General features: G+C 69.8%; 20 protein-coding genes and 1 pseudogene. 8 read left to right on the top strand and 13 right to left on the bottom strand.

Annotation, left to right across the window (positions count from 1 at the left end; translation table 11 throughout):
* Together Q8S40_RS06210 and Q8S40_RS06205 are read right to left on the bottom strand one after the other, a co-directional pair.
* Window positions 1–172 (bottom strand): annotated as a pseudogene (locus Q8S40_RS06210) (IS481 family transposase); the annotation flags it as partial.
* A gap of 57 nt (window positions 173–229) precedes the next feature.
* Entirely contained in the window at window positions 230–562 is a 333-nt protein-coding gene (locus Q8S40_RS06205; RefSeq protein WP_304815348.1) for a DUF1491 family protein, read from the bottom strand.
* A gap of 105 nt (window positions 563–667) precedes the next feature.
* Between Q8S40_RS06205 and Q8S40_RS06200 the strand changes: the two genes are divergently transcribed.
* Entirely contained in the window at window positions 668–913 is a 246-nt protein-coding gene (locus Q8S40_RS06200; protein ID WP_305669691.1) for a hypothetical protein, read from the top strand.
* 3 nt (window positions 914–916) lie between these two features.
* On the opposite strand, the gene Q8S40_RS06195 is transcribed toward Q8S40_RS06200, so the two are convergent.
* Complete coding sequence (locus Q8S40_RS06195; protein ID WP_305669690.1) at window positions 917–1,507, bottom strand: cytochrome b; 591 nt, start codon at window positions 1,505–1,507, stop codon at window positions 917–919.
* Between the two features lie 71 nt (window positions 1,508–1,578).
* Here Q8S40_RS06195 and Q8S40_RS06190 point away from each other — a divergent pair, with 71 nt between their 5' ends.
* Window positions 1,579–2,511: a hypothetical protein gene (locus Q8S40_RS06190; RefSeq protein WP_305669689.1), complete on the top strand. Its 933-nt coding sequence runs from the start codon at window positions 1,579–1,581 to the stop codon at window positions 2,509–2,511.
* Here Q8S40_RS06190 and Q8S40_RS06185 read toward each other — a convergent pair.
* Both Q8S40_RS06185 and Q8S40_RS06180 read right to left on the bottom strand, forming a co-directional pair.
* Complete coding sequence (locus tag Q8S40_RS06185) at window positions 2,493–3,488, bottom strand: ketopantoate reductase family protein (RefSeq protein ID WP_305669688.1); 996 nt, start codon at window positions 3,486–3,488, stop codon at window positions 2,493–2,495. The genes Q8S40_RS06190 and Q8S40_RS06185 overlap by 19 nt on opposite strands.
* Window positions 3,485–4,660, bottom strand: a complete 1,176-nt coding sequence (locus Q8S40_RS06180) for a M20 family metallopeptidase (RefSeq protein ID WP_305669687.1) — start codon at window positions 4,658–4,660, stop codon at window positions 3,485–3,487. The genes Q8S40_RS06185 and Q8S40_RS06180 overlap by 4 nt, the downstream gene beginning before the upstream one ends.
* A 124-nt stretch (window positions 4,661–4,784) precedes the next feature.
* On the opposite strand from Q8S40_RS06180, the gene Q8S40_RS06175 reads away from it, so the two are divergent.
* From Q8S40_RS06175 to Q8S40_RS06155, 5 genes are all read left to right on the top strand, one after another.
* A complete protein-coding gene (locus tag Q8S40_RS06175; protein WP_304815340.1) occupies window positions 4,785–5,759 on the top strand; it encodes a tripartite tricarboxylate transporter substrate binding protein in 975 nt (324 codons plus the stop codon).
* Between the two features lie 202 nt (window positions 5,760–5,961).
* Window positions 5,962–6,414 carry a tripartite tricarboxylate transporter TctB family protein gene (locus Q8S40_RS06170; RefSeq protein WP_304815338.1) on the top strand — a complete coding sequence of 151 codons (453 nt, stop codon included), beginning with the start codon at window positions 5,962–5,964 and terminating at the stop codon, window positions 6,412–6,414.
* A 13-nt stretch (window positions 6,415–6,427) separates the two neighbouring features.
* Window positions 6,428–7,936, top strand: a complete 1,509-nt coding sequence (locus Q8S40_RS06165; protein WP_305669686.1) for a tripartite tricarboxylate transporter permease — start codon at window positions 6,428–6,430, stop codon at window positions 7,934–7,936.
* 162 nt (window positions 7,937–8,098) lie between these two features.
* Window positions 8,099–8,851 carry an SDR family NAD(P)-dependent oxidoreductase gene (locus Q8S40_RS06160; RefSeq protein WP_305669685.1) on the top strand — a complete coding sequence of 251 codons (753 nt, stop codon included), beginning with the start codon at window positions 8,099–8,101 and terminating at the stop codon, window positions 8,849–8,851.
* 80 nt (window positions 8,852–8,931) lie between these two features.
* Complete coding sequence (locus Q8S40_RS06155) at window positions 8,932–9,423, top strand: DUF1003 domain-containing protein (protein WP_305669684.1); 492 nt, start codon at window positions 8,932–8,934, stop codon at window positions 9,421–9,423.
* Between the two features lie 224 nt (window positions 9,424–9,647).
* Here the strand turns inward: Q8S40_RS06155 and Q8S40_RS06150 are convergent, their stop codons facing one another.
* From Q8S40_RS06150 to Q8S40_RS06115, 8 genes are all read right to left on the bottom strand, one after another.
* The gene (locus Q8S40_RS06150; RefSeq protein WP_305669683.1) at window positions 9,648–10,598 is read right to left on the bottom strand and encodes a tripartite tricarboxylate transporter substrate binding protein; all 951 of its coding nucleotides are present in this window, start codon (window positions 10,596–10,598) and stop codon (window positions 9,648–9,650) included.
* Between the two features lie 73 nt (window positions 10,599–10,671).
* The gene (locus Q8S40_RS06145) at window positions 10,672–11,715 is read right to left on the bottom strand and encodes a CaiB/BaiF CoA-transferase family protein (RefSeq protein WP_305669682.1); all 1,044 of its coding nucleotides are present in this window, start codon (window positions 11,713–11,715) and stop codon (window positions 10,672–10,674) included.
* Window positions 11,708–12,709: a CoA transferase gene (locus Q8S40_RS06140; RefSeq protein ID WP_305669681.1), complete on the bottom strand. Its 1,002-nt coding sequence runs from the start codon at window positions 12,707–12,709 to the stop codon at window positions 11,708–11,710. Before Q8S40_RS06140 ends, Q8S40_RS06145 begins: the two co-directional genes overlap by 8 nt.
* The gene (locus Q8S40_RS06135) at window positions 12,706–13,701 is read right to left on the bottom strand and encodes a tripartite tricarboxylate transporter substrate binding protein (protein ID WP_305669680.1); all 996 of its coding nucleotides are present in this window, start codon (window positions 13,699–13,701) and stop codon (window positions 12,706–12,708) included. The genes Q8S40_RS06140 and Q8S40_RS06135 overlap by 4 nt, the downstream gene beginning before the upstream one ends.
* Window positions 13,702–13,766: 65 nt before the next feature.
* Window positions 13,767–14,546, bottom strand: a complete 780-nt coding sequence (locus Q8S40_RS06130; RefSeq protein ID WP_305669679.1) for an enoyl-CoA hydratase/isomerase family protein — start codon at window positions 14,544–14,546, stop codon at window positions 13,767–13,769.
* A complete protein-coding gene (locus tag Q8S40_RS06125; RefSeq protein WP_304815321.1) occupies window positions 14,543–14,962 on the bottom strand; it encodes a Zn-ribbon domain-containing OB-fold protein in 420 nt (139 codons plus the stop codon). Before Q8S40_RS06125 ends, Q8S40_RS06130 begins: the two co-directional genes overlap by 4 nt.
* Window positions 14,959–16,137 (bottom strand): thiolase family protein, encoded by a 1,179-nt coding sequence (locus Q8S40_RS06120; RefSeq protein WP_305669678.1) that lies wholly within the window; start codon window positions 16,135–16,137, stop codon window positions 14,959–14,961. The genes Q8S40_RS06125 and Q8S40_RS06120 overlap by 4 nt, the downstream gene beginning before the upstream one ends.
* A 107-nt stretch (window positions 16,138–16,244) precedes the next feature.
* Window positions 16,245–17,300, bottom strand: coding sequence for a nitronate monooxygenase family protein (locus Q8S40_RS06115; RefSeq protein ID WP_305669677.1), 1,056 nt, complete (start codon window positions 17,298–17,300; stop codon window positions 16,245–16,247).
* A 111-nt stretch (window positions 17,301–17,411) separates the two neighbouring features.
* Here Q8S40_RS06115 and Q8S40_RS06110 point away from each other — a divergent pair, with 111 nt between their 5' ends.
* Window positions 17,412–18,287 carry a LysR family transcriptional regulator gene (locus Q8S40_RS06110; protein WP_304815318.1) on the top strand — a complete coding sequence of 292 codons (876 nt, stop codon included), beginning with the start codon at window positions 17,412–17,414 and terminating at the stop codon, window positions 18,285–18,287.
* The last annotated feature ends 306 nt before the right edge of the window (window positions 18,288–18,593 follow it).

The following is an 18,593-nucleotide window of genomic DNA, read 5'->3' as shown; positions in this document are numbered from 1 at the left end:
TTTTGGGTCCGGTCGCCAGGTCGGTGACGGAGGTTCGCGCGCGCCACTTCGCCACGGTCTTCGGGTTGATGCCGTAGCGCTTGGCCAGGGCCCTCAGGCTCGCTTGACTATGCTGTATCGCTCGACGGACCGCCTCTGTCGAGGAGGCGCTCCCATGGAGAACTTGGCCCATAGCGCATCCCTCCATCCAGGCGACAAGAATGCACCATCAAAGCCTGGGACCAAACATCTAGATCAGCCGGGCCTCGAAGGGCGGCTTCAGGTCCGGCGCGTCGAATTCCACCACCCACAGGTCAGGGTCGCGCTGCACCTGGCGTTCGACATAGGCATCCGCGGTCGGCGAATCCACCGGGGCGAGGCCGGTGCCGCGCATCCAGGCCTGGCGTCCTTCGGCATCGCGCACCTGGGACAGCACCACCATGGCATCGCGCGCACGCAGCACGCACAGGATGCCCCCACTATCCGGGTCCCCCTTGCGGAGCACGGCGCCGGAGCGTCCTGAGATGTCCGACAGGCGCAACGCCATGGACACCCAGATACCTGCTTTGACCTTCGGGTCCATGCCTCGATATTCAGCCCATGCGCCGGGCCGCGCAACCCCGTGCGGACACATCTTGCGAAGCGCGCGCCGCCGCGCCATTCACGGGCTGGACGGAGACAGGTCGCCATGGCGAAGACTGAGGCAAAGACTGAGGCCAAGACTGAGGTGCTGACCGAGGCGCAGCGCGCCTATGAGTCCCGCCGCGCCGCGAAGGCGGGCATGAGCCTGGACAAGTGGCTGGCCGAGAAGGCCCGGTTGCGCCGCGCTGAGGAAGCCGCGGCCAAGCTCGCCCTGGCCACCAAGGCGCCGGAGCCGGAGAAGAAGGGCTGGTTCGGCCGGCTGATGGAACGCGCCAACAAGCCCCTGAAATAGCCCTCACAGCATCCGCAGCAGCGTGCCGTCGCGCCGGATGGCGTGGTGGTAGATGGCACCGCCGATATGCGCGGCGAGCAGGACAGGAAAGGCCCAGCCGATCAGGCTGTGTCCCCAGTGCAGCACATTGGCCAGGCCCGGCGACGCCTCCATGAATTTCGGCAGGTCGATGAAGCCGAGGAAGGCGGTCTGCCCCTGCATCGGGAAGCCATAGGCATTGGTGGTCAGGAAGCCGAGCAGCGGCTGGATGATCAGCGCCGCATACAGCCCATGATGCACCCCGGCAGCGGCGCGGCGCATCAATGGCGGCAGATGCTCCGGCAGCGCCGGCGGGCGGGAAATGCCGCGCCAGGTCAGCCGCGCCACCGCCAGCATCAGGATCAGCAGGCCGAGGCTTTCATGCAGCGCGTAGAAGGGCATCTTCGCGTCATCCTTCATGAAGCGGATGACCGGGCCGGTGGCCAGCGCGCCGAACAGCAGCGGCACCGTCAGCCAGTGGAACCATTTGGCGAGTGCCGAATACTGGCCCTCCGGATGCAGCGCATCCTGACCCTTGATGGGCGGCTGCATCGGCGATTCGGTGGCCATTTCCATGCGCGCCTACCTTCCAAATCCACAGTCAACCTATGGCATGGCGGGGCGAACGCAATGGACGCAATCGCGGCATGATCGCAGCCCATGCGGATTGGAGCATGGCGCCAGGCAAGCGCTGGATGGCGCAGGCGGCACGGCGTGGCGGCCGGTGGCAGGCCCAGCCGCCGCGCCTGGTGGGCGACCCCGCGCGGCTGCTGCCCGGGTTGCTGGCCGATGGCAGGCCGGTGGCGCTGGGGCTGGATCTGCCGCTCGGCGTGCCGCGGGACTGGGCGGCGGGGCGGGCGGAGGCGGATTTTTGCGAATTCCTCGCGGGCCTGGTTGCGCGGCCGGAATTCTTCCGCGTGGCCGCGACACTGGCGGAGGTCTCGCCGGCGCAACCCTTCTACCCGGCACGCGGCATCAAGGGCATGACGCGCGCCAGCCATGCCGCGGCGCTGGGCCTGGCCGGGCCGGCCGGGCTGTCGCGGCTATGCGACCGGGCGACGGCGCTGCGGCCCGCGGGCGCCCCGGTATTCTGGACGCTGGGCGCCAACCAGTCCGGCAAGGCCGCCATCGCCGCCTGGCGGGACTGGATCGCGCCGGCCCTGGCCGCGGGCGCGCCCGTCTCGCTCTGGCCCTTCGCCGGCCCGCTGCACGGGCTGCTGGCGCCGGGCCGCGTGGCGCTGGCCGAGGTCTATCCGGCGGAGGCGCTGCGCCAGCTCGGCCTGAAGCTGGCCGGCAGCAAGCGGATGCAGGCGCCGCGCCGCGCTTTGGCAGGCACGCTGCGCGCCGCGATGGACCGGCTGCGTGTGGACCCCTGCCCGGTGCTGGCCGCGCAGTTGCAGGATGGCTTCGGCGCCGATGCGGCAGGCGAGGACCGGCTGGATTGCGTGCTCGGCCTGCTCGCGCTGATCGCGGTGCTGGATGGCGCCCGGCCCGACCACATCCCGGATGATCCCTGGATCCGGCGGTGGGAGGGCTGGGTGCTCGGCCAGACGGATATGCCCTACCCGATCTCCGGATAAAGCTTCGCCGCTCGCGCCACCTGCTTGACCAGCGCCACCAGCAGATCGAGCTGCGGCGTCGGCGTGCCGGTCAGCCGTGCCAATTGCAGCGGCGTCTCAAACAGGCAGTCGATCTCCATCGGCCGGCCGAGCTCGAGGTCCTGCAGGATGGAGGGCTTGTGCACCATGTTGGACGCGGCCACCCGCGCCACATGCTGTTCGGTCAGCGCCACACCGAGCGCAGCGGCGATCGCCCTGCCCTCCTCCGCGCTGCGGCGCCCGGCATCGCGCAGCAGCGGGTCGGCAAAGGTATCACGCACCCCGCGGCGCGACAGCACGCAGAGCGGCCCGTTGCCGAGATTGCCGAGCAGCTTCGCCCAGACCTCCAGCCGGATATCCGGGGTGACCGGAGACGGCATGCCGCCCGCTTCCAGCACGGCGGAGATCGCCTTGGCGCGGTCGGAGATGCGGCCATCGGGTTCGCCGAGGATGACGCGGATATTGCCGTGCTCGGAATGCACCACGCCGGGTGAGACGACCTCGGCCGCGGAATACACCACACCGCCGATGGTGCGGGCGAGGCCCACCGCGGCTTCCAATGCGCCGCCGGGATCGACGGCGGGCAGCCGCATGTCGCCATGCGGGCTATCCTGCCCCTTGGCCTGGCCCAGGAAGTACCACCAGGGAATGCCGTTCATGACGAAGGCCACCGCCGTCTCCGGCCCCAGCAGCGGTGCGATGCCGGCGGCGACATCGGGCAGCGCCGGCGCCTTCACCGTGACGATCACCGCATCCTGCGGCCCGAGATCGCGCGGATCGGCACTGGCCTGCGGGCGGCTGTGATGCGTGCCGTCATGCGCGTGCACCGTCAGGCCATTGGCCTGGATCGCCGCGAGATGCGCACCGCGCGCCACCAGCGAAACCTGGCCGCCGCCGCGCGCCAGCCTGCCGGCGATGTGGCCGCCAATGGCGCCGGCGCCATAGACGCAGATCTTCATGGCAGCAGTTCCAGCGCGGCGCGCGTCAGCGCCTGCACGCCATTGCCGATGCAGGCCTCATCCGGCTGATAGAAGGCATTGTGCAGCCGGTCATCGCGCCCCGGCGCGCCGCTGCCGATCCGCAGATGGAAGGAGGGCGCGCGGGCGGCGAATTCGGAAAAATCCTCCGAGCCCATGGAGGCCTCGCCCGCATCCACCACGTCGCCGAATTGCGCGCGCACGGCGGCCAGCACGGGCGCCATCACGCGGTCCTCATTCACCAGCGGCGGCACCATCTGCTGGTAGTCCAGCGTGCACTCCACGCGCATCGCGACCTGCAAGCCTTCCGCCAGACGGCGGATCGCGGCCTGCGCGGTATCCCGCGCCGCCTGGTGCAGCGTGCGGACCGTGCCCTTCAGATGCACGCGTTCCGGGATGATGTTGTAGGTGGTACCGCCGTTGAAGGCGCCGATGGTGACGACGGCGGGATGCAGCGGCTTCACCTCCCGGCTCACCACCGTCTGCACCTGGGCGACGAAGGCGCTGGCGGCGACGATGGGATCGATCGCGGCATAGGGGTGCGCGGCGTGGCCGGACTTGCCGCGGATCGACAGGTCGAAGCGGTCCGAGGCGGCGAGGCAGGCGCCGGGGGCGAAGCCGAACCGACCTACCGGCAGGTCGGGCTGGTTGTGGAAGCCGAGCGCGAGGTCGATCCCCTCCGCCGCGCCATCGGCGATCATCGCCGCGGCGCCCTGCAGCACTTCCTCCGCCGGCTGGAACACCAGCTTCACGCGGCCGGCAAACATCGGCGCCATGTCCTTCAGCAGCGCGGCCACGCCGAGCAGCGTGGCGGTGTGGATGTCATGCCCGCAGGCATGCATCTTCCCGGCATGGCGGCTGGCGAAGTCCAGCCCGGTTTCCTCATGGATCGGCAGCGCATCCATATCCGCGCGGATCGCCAGCGTCGGGCCTGGGCGACCGCCCTCGATGGTGCCGATCACGCCGGTGCCGCCGATTCCGGTGACATGGGGAATGCCCAGCCGCGTGAGTTCGGCGGCGACGATACCCGCCGTGCGGGTTTCCTCGAAAGCCAGTTCGGGATGGGCGTGGATGTCGCGGCGGATGGCGACGAGGCCGGGCGCGATGCCAAATGCGTCGTCCCGAATTCGCCTTTCCAGATCATTGATTCGCATCGCCACTCGCTCCACACAACTGCCCGGCGGCACCATAGGTGAAGAGTTGGTCACCAAGAAGGGCGCCGCCGGGACCACTCTGGCGTGCGGTGCCTGCCACCAACAATACTTTAGGGAGAATAACATGTCCGGACACCTGACCCGCCGCGCACTTGCCGGCGGCGCTGCCCTTCTGGCGACACCCCGCCTGGCGCGCGCGCAGGCCTGGCCATCCGGCCCGATCCGCCTGGTGGTGCCCTTCGCCCCCGGCGGCAGCACGGACCTGACCGCGCGCCTGGTGGCGGAAGGCCTGGGCCAGCGACTCGGCGTGCCGATCATTGTCGAGAACCGGCCCGGTGCGGGCGCGACCACGGGCACCCAGGTGGTCGCCGATGCGGCGCCGGATGGGCAGACGCTGGTGATGAGCAACATCGCGAGCCACGCCATCAGCCCCGCGCTCTACCCCAATCTGCGCTACGATCCGGTGACCTCCTTCACCCATATCGCCATGGTCATCACAAACCCCTCCGCCTGGGTGGTGAACAAGGACAGCGGCATCAAGAACCTGGCGGATCTGGTGCAGGCGGCGAAGGCGCGGCCCGGCGGGCTCGACATGGCAACCTCCGGCGCCGGGTCTTCGAACCACCTGATGGTGGTGCGCTTCTGCGAACTCGCGGGGATCGAGCACACGCACGTGCCCTTCCGCGGTGCGGGCCCGGCGATGGTGGCGGTGATTGCGGGCCAGGTGACCATGATGTCGGACAGCCTGCCCTCGGCGGCGTCGCATATCCGCGCGGGCACCGTGCGCCCCATCGCGATGAGCAGCGCGGAACGCCACCCGGGCTTCCCGGACGTGCCGACCTTCCGCGAACAGGGCTTCGACCTGTCGAGCACAAGCTGGTTCGCGCTGTCCGGCCCGGCCGGCATGGCGCCCGCGGTGGTGGAGCGGCTGCACCGCGAGGTCATGGCCGTGATCGCGACCCCCACCAATCAGCGGCGCTTCGCCGAGATGGGCGGCACGCCGGGGGACATGACGCCGGCCGAATTCAGCGCCTTCGTGGCGTCGGAGGTGGCCCGCTGGGCGCCCGTGGTACGGGCCTCCGGCGCCACCGTCGGATAGTTAAAATTAAGTAACGTGCCCGGCGAGTATTCGCGCACGTCTTGACTGGGCGAGCGCCCTGCAAGTGATTAGTGTTGAATCAAGGGGGCCGTCGGCGGAAGCCGGCGGCCCTTCGTGCGGGGAGTGACGGCGAGGGTGGCCGCGCCGTCTGTGTTGTCAAATTGCCGCCCCCGGCGAAGGGGCCGGTACGAACGAGGTGCGGATGAAGATCAACCAGAAAGACCTGTTGGCAGGCCTTATCCTAATGGCTTTTGCCGTGGCAGGCCTGTGGCTGAACATGGATCACACGCTGGGCAATGCGCGCCGAATGGGCCCCGGCTACATGCCGATGCTGGCCTTCGGCCTGCTGCTGGCGCTGAGCATCGCGGTCGTCGCCCTCTCGACAATCAGTGGCCCCGAAAAGCTGGAGCGTTGGGCGTGGCGTGAGCTTTTCCTCATCCTGGCCGCGATCTGCGTCTTCGCGCTGATCCTGGAGAAGGCCGGCATGATCCTCACCCTGGTGGTGAGCATCAGCATCGCAAGCCTGGCCGACCGAACGCACAAACCGCTGGGCGTTCTGGGACTGATCGCCTTCCTCGTCGCGCTTTGTTACCTGGTGTTCATCCAGTGGCTCGACATCCGCATTCCGGTCTGGCCGACCTACTTCGGCTACTGAGGGAAAACGATCCATGGAAACCCTTCTCGCGAACCTCGCCCTCGGGTTCAGCGTCGCCTTCAGCCTCGAGAACCTGACCTTCGCGCTGCTCGGCGCCTTCATCGGCACCGCGATCGGCGTGTTGCCGGGGATCGGGCCGGTCGCCACCATCTCCCTGCTGCTGCCGATCACCTTCGGCATGTCGCCCACCACCGCCATCATCATGCTCGCCGGCATCTACTACGGCGCGCAGTATGGCGGCTCCACCACGGCGATCCTGCTGAACCTGCCAGGTGAGGTCAGTTCGGTCGTCACGGTGATCGAAGGCTACAAGATGGCGCGGAACGGGCGCGCGGGGGCAGCACTCGCCACCGCGGCGCTCGGCAGCTTCTTCGCCGGCTCCGTCGCCACCGTGGTCGTCGCGGCCTCCGGCCCGCTACTCACCTCCATCGCGCTGTCCTTCGGACCGGCGGATTACTTTTCGCTGATGTTCCTGGGCCTGATCATCTCCGCCGTGCTGGCGCAGGGCTCGATCGTCAAGGGCATCGGCATGGTGGTGCTCGGCGTCGGCCTCGGCCTGGTCGGCACGGACGTGCAGACCGGCCAGCAGCGCTTCACCTTCGGCGTGCCGGAACTCTCGGACGGCGTGGACTTCGTGGCCATCGCCATGGGCATGTTCGGCATCGCCGAGATCATCCTGAACCTGGAGCGTCCGGAATCGCGCAACGTGCTGACCAACAAGGTCGGCAGCCTGTACCTGACGCGTGAGGAATTCCGCCGCGCCGTGCCATCCGTGCTGCGCGGCACGCTGCTCGGCACCGTCATCGGCATCCTGCCCGGCGGCGGCGCCTCGCTGTCCTCCTTCGGCTCCTACATGATCGAGCGGAAGGTCTCGAAGTACCGGCACCTGTTCGGCACCGGCGCGATCGAGGGTGTGGCCGGCCCGGAGGCGGCGAACAACGCCGCGGCCCAGGCCAGCTTCATCCCGCTGCTGACGCTCGGCATCCCGGCCAACGCCGTGATGGCGCTGATGGTCGGCGCGCTGATCATCCAGGGCATCCAGCCGGGGCCCCGCATGGTGGAAGCGCAGCCGGACCTGTTCTGGGGCCTGATCTGCTCCATGTGGGTCGGCAACCTGATGCTGCTGATCATCAACCTGCCGATGATCGGCATGTGGGTGAAGCTGCTGGAAGTCCCGTATCGCCACCTGTACCCGGCGATCATGATCTTCTGCGCGATCGGCATGTATTCCATCAACAACAACGTCTTCGACGTCTACCTGATGGTTCTGTTCGGCCTGTTCGGCTACCTCTGCTCCAAGGTGAAGCTCGAAGGCGCGCCGCTGCTGATCGGCTTCGTTCTGGGGCCGATGATGGAAGAACATCTGCGCCGCGCCATGCTGCTCTCGCGCGGTGACGTCATGGTGTTCGTGGAGCGGCCGATCTCCGCCTCCATGCTGGCCATCTCGGCCATCGCGTTGCTGGCGATGATGTTGCCGAACCTGCGGGCTGGCAAGGAAAAGGCCATGGCCGAAGGCGGCTGATGCCGCCGGGGGCCGAAGGCGGCTGATGCCGCCGGGAGCTGAGGGCGGCTGACGCTTTTCGCCACCAGCCAAACAGCAAGGGGCCGCTCCGCAAGGGGCGGCCCCTTTCGTTTGCGCGGGCACCGACGCACCCTGCGCCACACACGCAAGGAGTCGCCCCACATGGACCTGCAACTGACCGGCAAGGTCGCCCTCGTCACCGGCGCCTCCGCCGGCCTGGGCCGCAGCATCGCCCGCCTGCTGGCGGAGGAAGGCTGCAAACTCGCGCTGCTCGCCCGCCGCATGGGGCGGCTCGAGGCATTCGCCGCCACCCTACCCGCCTCCGCCGAGCCGCTGCTGCTGGCCGAGGACGTGACGGATCCCACCGCCGCGGCCCGCACGCGGGATGCCGTGCTGGCCCGGTTCGGCCGCTGCGACATCCTGGTGAACAATGCCGGCGGCAGCCGCCCGCAGGCGGATCTGGGGCCGGATGAGGTCTGGCAGGAATCGATGGAAATCAACTTCCACGCCGGCCGGCGCATGGCCCACGCCATCATCCCTGCCATGCAGGGCAACAAGTTTGGCCGTATCGTCAACATCACGGGCAGCGACGAGCCGCACATCATCAATGCCGCCAACGCGCCGAACGGCGCCGTCCATATCTGGGCCAAGGCGCTGTCCCGCCAGCTGGGTCGAGATGGCATTACGGTGAATTCGGTGCCACCTGGGCGCCTGCGGTCGGAGCAGATCGATGCGCGCATCCTGCCGGATGAGGCCGCACGCCAGGCCTGGGCCGAGAAGGAGGTGCCGGTCGGCTTCATCGGCGAGCCGGACGACCTCGGCGTGCTGGTCTGCTTCCTGTGCTCGCCGCGCGCCCGCTACATCACCGGGCAGGTGGTGCATGTGGATGGCGGCACCCACCGCTTCAGCCACTGAGGGCCGGGCGCGGGGCCATAGGGCGCAGCGCGCGGGCGGCGCGGCGGGTATAGGCTGGAGGCGTCACCAGGATTACCCGCATGACCCGTCCAGGCCCCACCCATCTGCGCCGTACCATCGCCCGGGCCAAGCAGCGGCGCGGCAAGGCCGCCACGCCGGCCCGGCTGGCGGACCGCCTGGCAGATGCGGTGGCGGCGCTGGTGGGGTCGTGGCGCTTCATCCTGATCCAGTCCAGCCTGCTGGTCGCCTGGATCACGGCCAATGTGGCGTTCGGCAGCGGCGGCTGGGACCCCTACCCCTTCATCCTGCTCAACCTGGTCCTGTCCTTCCAGGCCGCCTACACCGCGCCGATCATCATGATGAGCCAGAACCGGCAGACCGGGCTGGATCGGGACCGTTCGGTCGCCGACTACCAGGTGAACCTGCGGGCGGAGGCCGACATCACCCTGCTGCACGAAAAGATCGACCTGCTGCGGGAAAAGCAGCTTGCCGACATCACGGACATGCTGCGCCGCGCGCTGGAGCGGATCGAGACGCTGGAAACCCGCCGCCTGGACAGCGAACGCGGATAAGCCTGCTGCTGCGCGGCCCGCTGGTTGCCGCCGGCGGCATCGCCGCCCTGTCCGTCGCGCGCGACGCGCCCAGTTTCGCGGTGGCGGACCTGGTGGCGGTTGTCATCATCGCCCCCACCAGACCCGGCGCGCCAGCCCGGTGCGGCCGGCCCGGCGCGCCAACCCGGTGCGACCAGGCCGGTGCGACCAGGCCGCCGCGCGCTCAAGCCCCTCGGGCTCGCGCGTCAGCCGAGGGTGAGACCGGCGCGACTGGCCACATCGACCCAGCGCGCCATGTCCGCCTCGATCGAGCGTCGCAGGCTCTCGCCGATCTCGTATTGCGGCTCGAACCCCCGCGTCGCCATCTCCGCGACCAGGGTTTCGTCTTCCAGGGCGATCTTCACCATCTCCTCGAGACGGCGCTTCAGCCCCTCGGAGGCACCGATCGGCGTGCACAGGGAATAGGTGAGCTCGGAGCCATAGCCCGGCACGAAATCGCCCACGGTCGGCAGTTCCGGCATCATCCGCGACCGCTGCGCGGAGGAGGTCGCCAGGGCGCGCAGCTTGCCGTCCTGAATCAGCGGCAGCACCGCGCTCATCGAGCCGAACATCACCTGCACCTCATTGCCGAGGATGCCGACCACGGAAGGGCCGGTTCCGCGATAATGCACATTCTCCATCCGCGTGCCGGCCAGCAGGTCGAACATGACGGCCGCCAGGTGCTGCGATGCGAGCGGACCGGAGGTGCCATGATTCACCCGCCCCGGATTGGCCTTCAGATAGGCGATGAATTCCGGCACCGTCCGCGCCGGAATGGTGTGGTTGACCACCAGGATGTTGTGCGTCGCGACGACGCGAACGACGTGATCCACCACGCTGCGCGGGTCGAAATTGTCACGCACGATCGAGACGGTGCCGTTGAACAGCAGGGTGTAGCCATCCGGCGGGGCCTGCCCGACCGCCCGCGTTCCGATCATGCCGCCGGCGCCGCCGCGGTTCTCGATGATCACGGGCTGGCCGAGGATCTGCGCGAATTTGTTGCCGAGGAAACGCCCCGCGATGTCGGTGCCGCCACCGGGCGGATAGGGGATGACCAGGCGGACCGGGCGCGCTGGCCAGGTCTCGGCACGCGCAAGCCCAGGGGTGGCCAGGGTCAGGCCGGCGGCTGCTGCGAAAAGACCTCTTCTCTGGATCATGTCTTGGTTCCTCCCAGGGGTGGTCCGGACGGGTTGCTCCCGTTCCGGCCATTGATGGTCGACAGGCAAGCCGTCAGGCGGCGGGTCCTCGCCGCGGCCTGGTCGCGATGATCCCGGCCTGTTCAAGGCCCGAGATTTCCGCCTCGCTCAGCCCTGCCTCGGCCAGCACCGCGCGATTGTCGCAGCCGAGCGGGTTCGTGCCGGTGGCGATGCGCGGCGGGTTGCTGGCGAAGCGGAAGGGCAATCCCTTGGCCGGCACGCCCTGCGGATCACGCAGGATGGCGGTGCCGGCGGTGAAATCCGCCGCATGGGCCAGGGCTGCGGCATCGCGCACCGGCACGCTGCCGCCCGCCCATTCCGCGCGCAGCCCGTCCTCCCGCACCGCCACCTGCTGCGCGGGGTCCGTGGCATCGCGATTGCCCTGCCGCGCGCTGGGCGCGCCGGCGGCGGCGGCGAGCAGTTCCTCGCCCAGCAGGAACGAGGTCAGCTCCCGCTGCGACAGGTCCAGATGCGCGCCGTCTCCGGTGGCGTCGCGCTGCATCAGCGCGGCGACGACGGCGCCGGCGGCGAACAGGCACACGACCTGGTCGGGGTAGTTGATGTTGCGCCCGGTGATCACCGGCTCGCCCGCCGCCTCGCCGGTCAGGGCCGCAAGGCCGCTGGTGCCTTCCAGTGTGGAGCCGAAGGAGACCAGGTCGCGGTCCGGCCCATCCTCACCCTGGGAGGAGATGCTGACGATGATGAGGCGCGGGAAGCGCTGCCGCAGCAGGGCGGGCGCCAGACCGAACCCGGCCAGGATGCCGCGCCGGAAATTCTCCACCAGCACGTCGGCGCCCTCGAGAATCCGCAACAGCACGGCCGCGCCGCGCGGGTCCTTCAGGTCGAGGCAGACCGATCGCTTGCCGCGATTGGTGAAGTTGTAGAAGGGCGAGTGGTTCCACCAATCCGTGGCGGCCTCCGCGCCCACCCAGTCGCGGAACGGGTCCAGCGCGTTCGGCCCCTCGATTTTCACCACCGCGGCGCCGAGGTCGTGCAACAGCGTCGAACTCGCCGCGCCAGCGGTCAGCCAGCCGAGATCGACCACGCGGATGCCGGCCAGCGGCTTGGGGTCAGGCATCGGCGGGAAGCTCCTTGTCGGCCTGGCGTCGCCAGTCGGGTCGTGCGCCATCGACGAGCAATGGCAGGCGCGGGGCGCCGTCCGACGTCAGGAAATGGCGCGCGGCGTATTGCCGGTCCGCCAGCAGTTCGGCGGGTGACAGTACGGGGCCGATGGGAATGCGGCGCGCCTGCGCGGCGGCGGTGATCTCGGCGCGGCTGCGGGCGGCGAACCAGGGGCGCAGGATGTCGTCCAGCGCATCCAGGTTCTGGCCGCGCGCCTTCTGCGTGGCGAAAGCGGTGCGGGACAGTCGGGCATCGCCCACCATGTCGCGCAGCGCCGGCCAGTCCTTCGCCATATAGACCAGGCAGACATGTCCATCCGCGGCCGGCAAGGTGTGCCAGCCGCCTCGCTGTTCCCGCGATGCCGCGGCATCGCCCAGCAGCAGCACGGACGCCGCCGCCTTCCAGTTCAGCCAGCAGGCCACGTCGAACAGGGAGACATCGACGGTATCTGGCCGCCCGGCGCGCAGCCCGGCAGCCAGCGCCGTGAAGGCCGAAAGCCCCGCCGCATAGGGTGCCTGATGCCCGCCGAGCCGGACCGGCACGCCCTGCCGAGGCTGCACCGCCGCCAGCATGCCGGACAGGCCGAGCAGGCCAAGCTCGCTCATCGCCGGATCGTCGCCGGCGCCGAACACGCTGATCCGCACCTTGAGCGGCGCGGCCACCTCCGCCAGCGCGACCTCGTCGCCGATGGCGGCGTCGAAGGCGCCAGCTTCGCCATTGCTCCGACCCGCCAGCAGGAAACGGGCAAGCGCACTGCCGCCGTCGGGCAGCAGCGGCGGCAGCTTCGCCAGCCTGTCCACCCCCTCCGCCGCCGGGCGCACCACCTCCGCGCCGAAATCGGCCGCCAGCCGCGCCGCCATCGCCACGGCCAGCGCATGCGGCACCTGCGCCGCGTGGGCCGAGAGGTCCAGCACGCGGCGGCCGGCGAAAGGTCCGGGCTGCTGCTTCATGGCCGCAGGTTTCCCCGGCGCACCACCGTCTCCCACCGGGCGCGGTCCTCGACGATCAGGGCGTTGAAGGAGGCCGGGTCCGTGCGCTCGACCACGTCGAGCCCCGCCTCGGTCAGCCGCGACCGGATGACGGGCCGCGCGATGGCGGCGGACATCGCCTCGCCCAGCCGTTGCAGGCGGTCCTCCGGCGTGCCGGCGCGGGCCACGAGGCCGAACCAGCTTGCGGTGATGATGTTGGGGAAGCCCTGCTCCACCGTCGTCGCCAGTTCCGGCATCACCGCGCTGCGCCGGTCGGCGGCCAGCGCAATGGCGCGCAGGCCGCCGGCGCGGACGTTGGAAAGGATGCCGGGCAGCGCGATGGTGTAGCCATGCAGCCGCCCGGCCAGCAGGTCGTTCAGCACGGCGCCGGTGCCGCGGTAGCGCACCTCCTCGACCTCGATGCCGAGTTCCTGGGCATAGAGGAAGGTGGACAGGCTGATACCGGGGGAGCCGAAGCGCAGCGGGTTGGGCTGGGTGCGCGCATAGGCCTGCAGCTCCGCCAGATTGGTGGCGGGGATCGAGGGGTGCACGACCAGGGAGATGGCGCTCGTCGCCACCAGCCCGATCGGGGCGAAGGCCGTCACGGCGTCGAAGGGCATCGGGCTGCCCATCGCCTCGGCCTGGTTCAGCCCGCCGGATTGCAGCATGAGCACATGGCCATCCGCCGGCAGGTTGAGCATGACCTGCGCGGCGGGAATGCCACCGGCGCCGCCGCGATTTTCCACCACGATCTGCTGGCCGAGATCGGGCGCCATCGCCTCCGCCATCACCCGCGCGACGATGTCCGTGGTGCCGCCGGCGGCGAAGCCGACGATCAGCCGCAGCGGCCGGTCCGGAAAGGCGGCCGCAGTCTGTGCCGCGGCCGGCAGCGGGGCCATCATCCCGGCCAGCAGGGCCAGGGTGAGCCAGCGGCGGCACGGCAGATTGGGTGAACCCGATCCTGGCTTGTGCATGCGATCCTCCCGGATACGCCACCGGCCGGTTGTCTCCGGCACGGTGGATGGGCGTGGCGACCTGTTCAGACCCCCTGGCCCGGATTCTTGATCCCGGCGGCGAAGCGCGCGCTGCCTTCGGCCTGCGCCGTGGTGTGGGCGCGGATGGTGAGGTTCACCATCTGGCCGTGGTCCATCGCCTCCTGCCAGTCGGTGATGAAGGCCGGGATGCGGTCCAGCGCCTTCTTGCTCTGCTCCAGCGCCACCGCATCGAAGCGGGCCACCTGGCGCGCGATCTCGGCGGCGCGCGGCAGCAGCGCATCGGGCGCCACCACCTCCGTCACCAGGCCCCAGCGTTCCGCCGTGGCACCATCCACCCGGTTGGTGGTCAGCACCAGCCAGGCGGCGCGCTTGCGGCTGATGCCGGAAAGCTGGATCGCCGGGCCGGCCATGCCGGGATAGGTGGCGAAGCCCATCTCGGGGCAGCCGATGCTGGCCTCCGTGCTGGCGATGGCGATGTCGCAGACATTCAGCAGCGTCGCGCCGCCGCCGAGCGCCAGGCCGTTCACCGCCGCGATGAAGATCGCCGGATGCGCGCGGATCGCCATGTTGACGGCGATCCATTCATCGCCCGCGCCCTCGATGCCCGCGGCGCGGTCGGCCTCGCGTTCCTTCAAATCCATCCCGGCGCAGAAGGCGGTGCCGGTGCCGGTCAGCACGATGGCGCGCACCTCGCCGCGCAGCGCCTCGAAGGCGGCCAGCAGGCCCTGGCGGCTGGCGCGGTCCATCGCGTTGCGCTTGGCTGCGCGGTCGATGCGGATTTCCGCCCAGCCGTCATGGCGGGTGACCAGGATCGGGCCGCTCATGCGACGGCCTCCGCGGGTCCGAATTGCGGCAGCCGGAAGCCCTCCGGCCCGCCCGGGAAGCGCACGGCCAGACGCATGCCGATGCGCGCCTCGGCCGCCGTCATGCCGTCCAGGTTGGTCAGCAGGAACGGGCCCTCATCCAGCTTCACCATCACCACCGGGTAGGGCATCTCGTCCTTCATCCCGGCGAAGTAGTTCTGGTGGAACACCACGAAGGACCACAGCTCGCCCTGGCCCGAAGCCTCGGTCCATTCCCATTGGGGCCGGCCGGTGAAGGGTGAGACCGGGGCGGGCGGAAAGAAGCAGCGGCCGGTTGCGGTGCAGCGCTGCAGGATCAGCCGCCCCTCGCCGCAGGCCTGCCAGAAGGGCCGGTTCCAGTTGTCGACGACCGGTACGGGGCGCGTCGCGAGGCTCATGCATCCCTCCTCAGGATCAGGCTCTGCGCGATGTTCGTGGCGCAGATGTATTGCATCGCCTGGGCGTTCGGGATCTGCCGGTCGCCGCAATCATCGCGCAGCTGCCGCACGCATTCGGCGATGATGCCCCAGCCCTGCATGTAGCTGTCGGACAGGTGGCCGCCGGAGGTGTTGGTCGGCCAGCGGCCGGTCCCGAGTTGCAGCGCGCCGTCGCGCACGAAGTCGCCGCCCTCGCCCGGTTTGCAGAAGCCCAGCCCCTCCAGGCTGAACAGCACGGTCGGCGAGAAATTGTCGTAGATGCCGAGGCCCTGGATATCCTCCCGCCCGATCCCGGCTCGGTCGTAGACGCTCTGGCAGGCGCCCAGCGTCGGCTGCCAGAAATCATCCGCCGGCGCGCTGCCATAGTGAAAGGCGTCCTGCCGCGCATAGCCGGAGAGCAGCACCGGCGGCCGCTTCATGTCCCGCGCGCGTTCCGCGCTGGTCAGGATCCAGGCGACGGCGCCGTCATTGATCAGGCAGTAATCGAGCAGCTTCAACGGCTCGCAGATCGGCCGCGCCGCGGCGTGGTCCTGCCGCGTGATCGGCCGGCCATGCATCACCGCATCCGGGTTGAGGCAGGCGTGGTGGCGAAACGCCTCCGCCACCCAGCCGAGATCGGCATGCGTGGTGCCGTACTGGTGCATGTGGCGCTGCCACATCATGGCGTGGATCGCGCCCGGGCTGGTCATGCCCCAGGGGCTCCACTGGCTGTCGCCGCCGCCATACATCATGCGGACCGACCGGCCGTTGTTGCCATAGACCAATGCGATGGTCTTCGCCGCGCCCGTGGCGATGGCCTGCGCCGCCAAGGCCAGGGAGACGCCGGAGAAACGGCCGGGCGCTTCCGTCAGCAGGCAGTATTGCGGGTTGATGCCCATGATCTCGGCGAACCGCTCATAGGACGGCATGCGGTTCACGATCAGCCCGTCGATGTCGCCCGGCTTCAGCCCGGCATCGTCGAGTGCCGCGTTCAGCGCCTCGCAGCCCAGGCCGTAGGAATCGGTCTCCGGAAAATTGCCGTAGCGGGTGGTGCCGATGCCGGCGAAGGCGACGGTGTCGCGCATCGCCCATGGCGCCTGGATGCCGGGTGCCTGGAGGCCCGTCTGGTCGCGACCCGGCGCAAGATCAGCCGGCATGGTGCTTCCTCATGATCTGTCGTCCTTCTTCTCGCGACGCAGCGCACCGCGGGCTCCCTTTCGCGATGCTGCGCGACCGGCGGCACAAGCCGACAGAGCCTAATGTCTCAGCCTAGGCTAACCGTGGGTTGGCCTGCGGCGAGCCGCGCCAGCCGCGCCCGTGCGGCGGCGGCTTCCCGCATGAGGCGGTCGATGATGGCGCCGATCGGCTCGACCCGGTCGATGAAGCAGGCCGAGGCGCCCATCGAGAGCATCCCCCGCTCCACATCGCCGTCGCGGTAGCAGGCGTCGCGGCTCAGGCTGCCGGCCAGCAGGTCGGCGAAATCCGCATGTTCGGCCAGGCCCGCCGCCTCGCGCCGCCGCACCTCGCGCAGCGTGGCATTGTCCAGCACCCGCCATGCGCCGCCGAGCGCGGTCTTGCCGGCGAAGGCGACGGCGCTGTCCTCCTCCCCCGCCGCGACCATGCGCGCCTTGAAGGCGGGATGCGCGCTGACCTCGGCGCCGGCCAGGAAGCGCGTGCCGATCACCACCGCATCGGCGCCGACCGCGAGCGCCGCCAGGATCTGCCCGCCGGTGCCGATGCCGCCGCCGATGGCGAAGGGGATGCGCAGGCGGCTGGCGGCGATGGCGCCGCCCAGCGTCGCCGGCATGTCGGTGTTGATGCCGGGGTGCCCGCCGCATTCCATGCCGACCAGCGCCACGGCATGCACGCCGAGGCGCTCCGCCGTCAAAGCGTGGCGGATCGTCGGCACCTTGTGGATGACGATGGCGCCGGAATCCCGGATCACGCGGATCAGATCATCCGCCGGGGCGCGCCCCGCCGTCTCGAAATGCCGCACCCCGGCCGCCAGCGCGGCGTCCAGATAGTCCATCAGCGGCACCGCGGTGTGGCGGGAGGTGGAGAGGTTGACGCCGAAGGGCAGGCCGCCCGACAGTTCCCGGCAGCGCGTGAGCTGCGTCTGGAAGGCCGGCAGGTCGGGCGAGGAGCGGGAGGTGATGAATCCCATGCCGCCGCCCCGCACCACCGCCGCGACATAGGGCGCATCCGCCAGCCACATCAGCCCGCCGGCCAGGACCGGGTGGCGGATGCCGAACAGCCGGGTGATCGCGGTGTCGAACAGTGGGCCACACTGGCCCTCCGGCCTGGCAGACCCGTCTTGCATGGCGTGTTTCCTCTGCGCGGCAGCGTGGCTGCGCGACAGCGTGAGCGCGGCGCAGGCGGCGCGACAGGTGTTGAAATTGACGGCTAGGCCAATCCAGAATTAGGCTCGCGCATGACAAGCCGGCTGCCGCCGCTCGACGATCTGCATGCTTTCGCGCTGGTCGCGGAAACGGTCAGCCTGACGCGGGCGGCAGCCCGGCTGAATGTCAGCCAGCCTGCCATCAGCAAGCGGATCCAGTCGCTGGAAGCCCGGCTCGGCGTCGCACTGGTGGCGCGGCGCGCGAACCGGATCGTGCTGACCGAAGCCGGTGCCCGCTATGCCAGCGCGCTGGCGGAAGGATTTTCGCTGTTGCAGGGCGCGACGGAGGCCCTGCTGCGGCCGCCCGCCGGCTCGCTGAGGGTGCGCGCCTATACCACCTGGGCGCTGCGCTGGCTGATCCCGCGCCTGCCGAATTACTACCGGCTGCAGTCGGACCATTCGGTGGAGGTCACGACCTCCCTCCTCCCGGTCGATTTCGCCAGCGACCCGGTGGATGTGGCGGTGCGGATGGGCGCGGCCTCAAGCCCGGTGCCCGGCGCGACCCGGCTGCACCGCTACACCGTGTCGCCCTTTGCCTCTCCGGCCGTGGCGGCTGCGCTGGGTGGGCAGTTTGCGGAGGCGACCTTGCTGCTCAGCCTGGCGCGACCACGCGACTGGATCAGCTGGGGCGCCGCGACCGGCACCGCCTTGCCGGGGCGCACCGTTGCCTTCGAAAGCACGAGCCTGGCGATCCAGGCGGCGATCGAGGGCATCGGCGTGGTGATCGCGGCGCCCATGCTGGTCGAGGAGGATGTGCGTGATGGCCGGCTGGTGGCGCTGGCCGGCCCGCCGGTGGCGACCGAGGATTACTACTGGCTGCTGCTGCCGCCAGGACGGGTCAGGCCGGAGGCGGTGATGTTCTCCGGCTGGCTGCTGCACGAAATGAGCTTGCAGGCAGCCGCCGGCTGACCCCAGCCGCGAAGGCCCGGGGGGCGTTTGACAGCCGGCCACAGCGGACCAGGCCGGTAAGCGCTTGAATAAGTGAGGGAATGCCCCGTACGGGATTCGAACCCGTGTTACAGCCTTGAAAGGGACATAACGCGACGTCTGGGGATGCAGCGGGACATAGAAAATGCGAGGCGGCAACTAGCTTCTGTTCTGCTTGATCCCCGGACGTCTCCAATGGCATATTGGAGAGGTATTGGAGAGGTTGCCCCATGCCCCGCAGGGTCCGCGAAGTCAGCCTGAACAACCGGACGGCTCGGATGGGCCTCA

Origin of the sequence: Falsiroseomonas sp. (assembly GCF_030695085.1) — a bacterium.
GTDB lineage: Bacteria > Pseudomonadota > Alphaproteobacteria > Acetobacterales > Acetobacteraceae > Falsiroseomonas.
The sequence above is the reverse complement of the archived record's forward strand: the minus strand, read 5'-3'. Positions and strand labels throughout refer to the sequence as shown.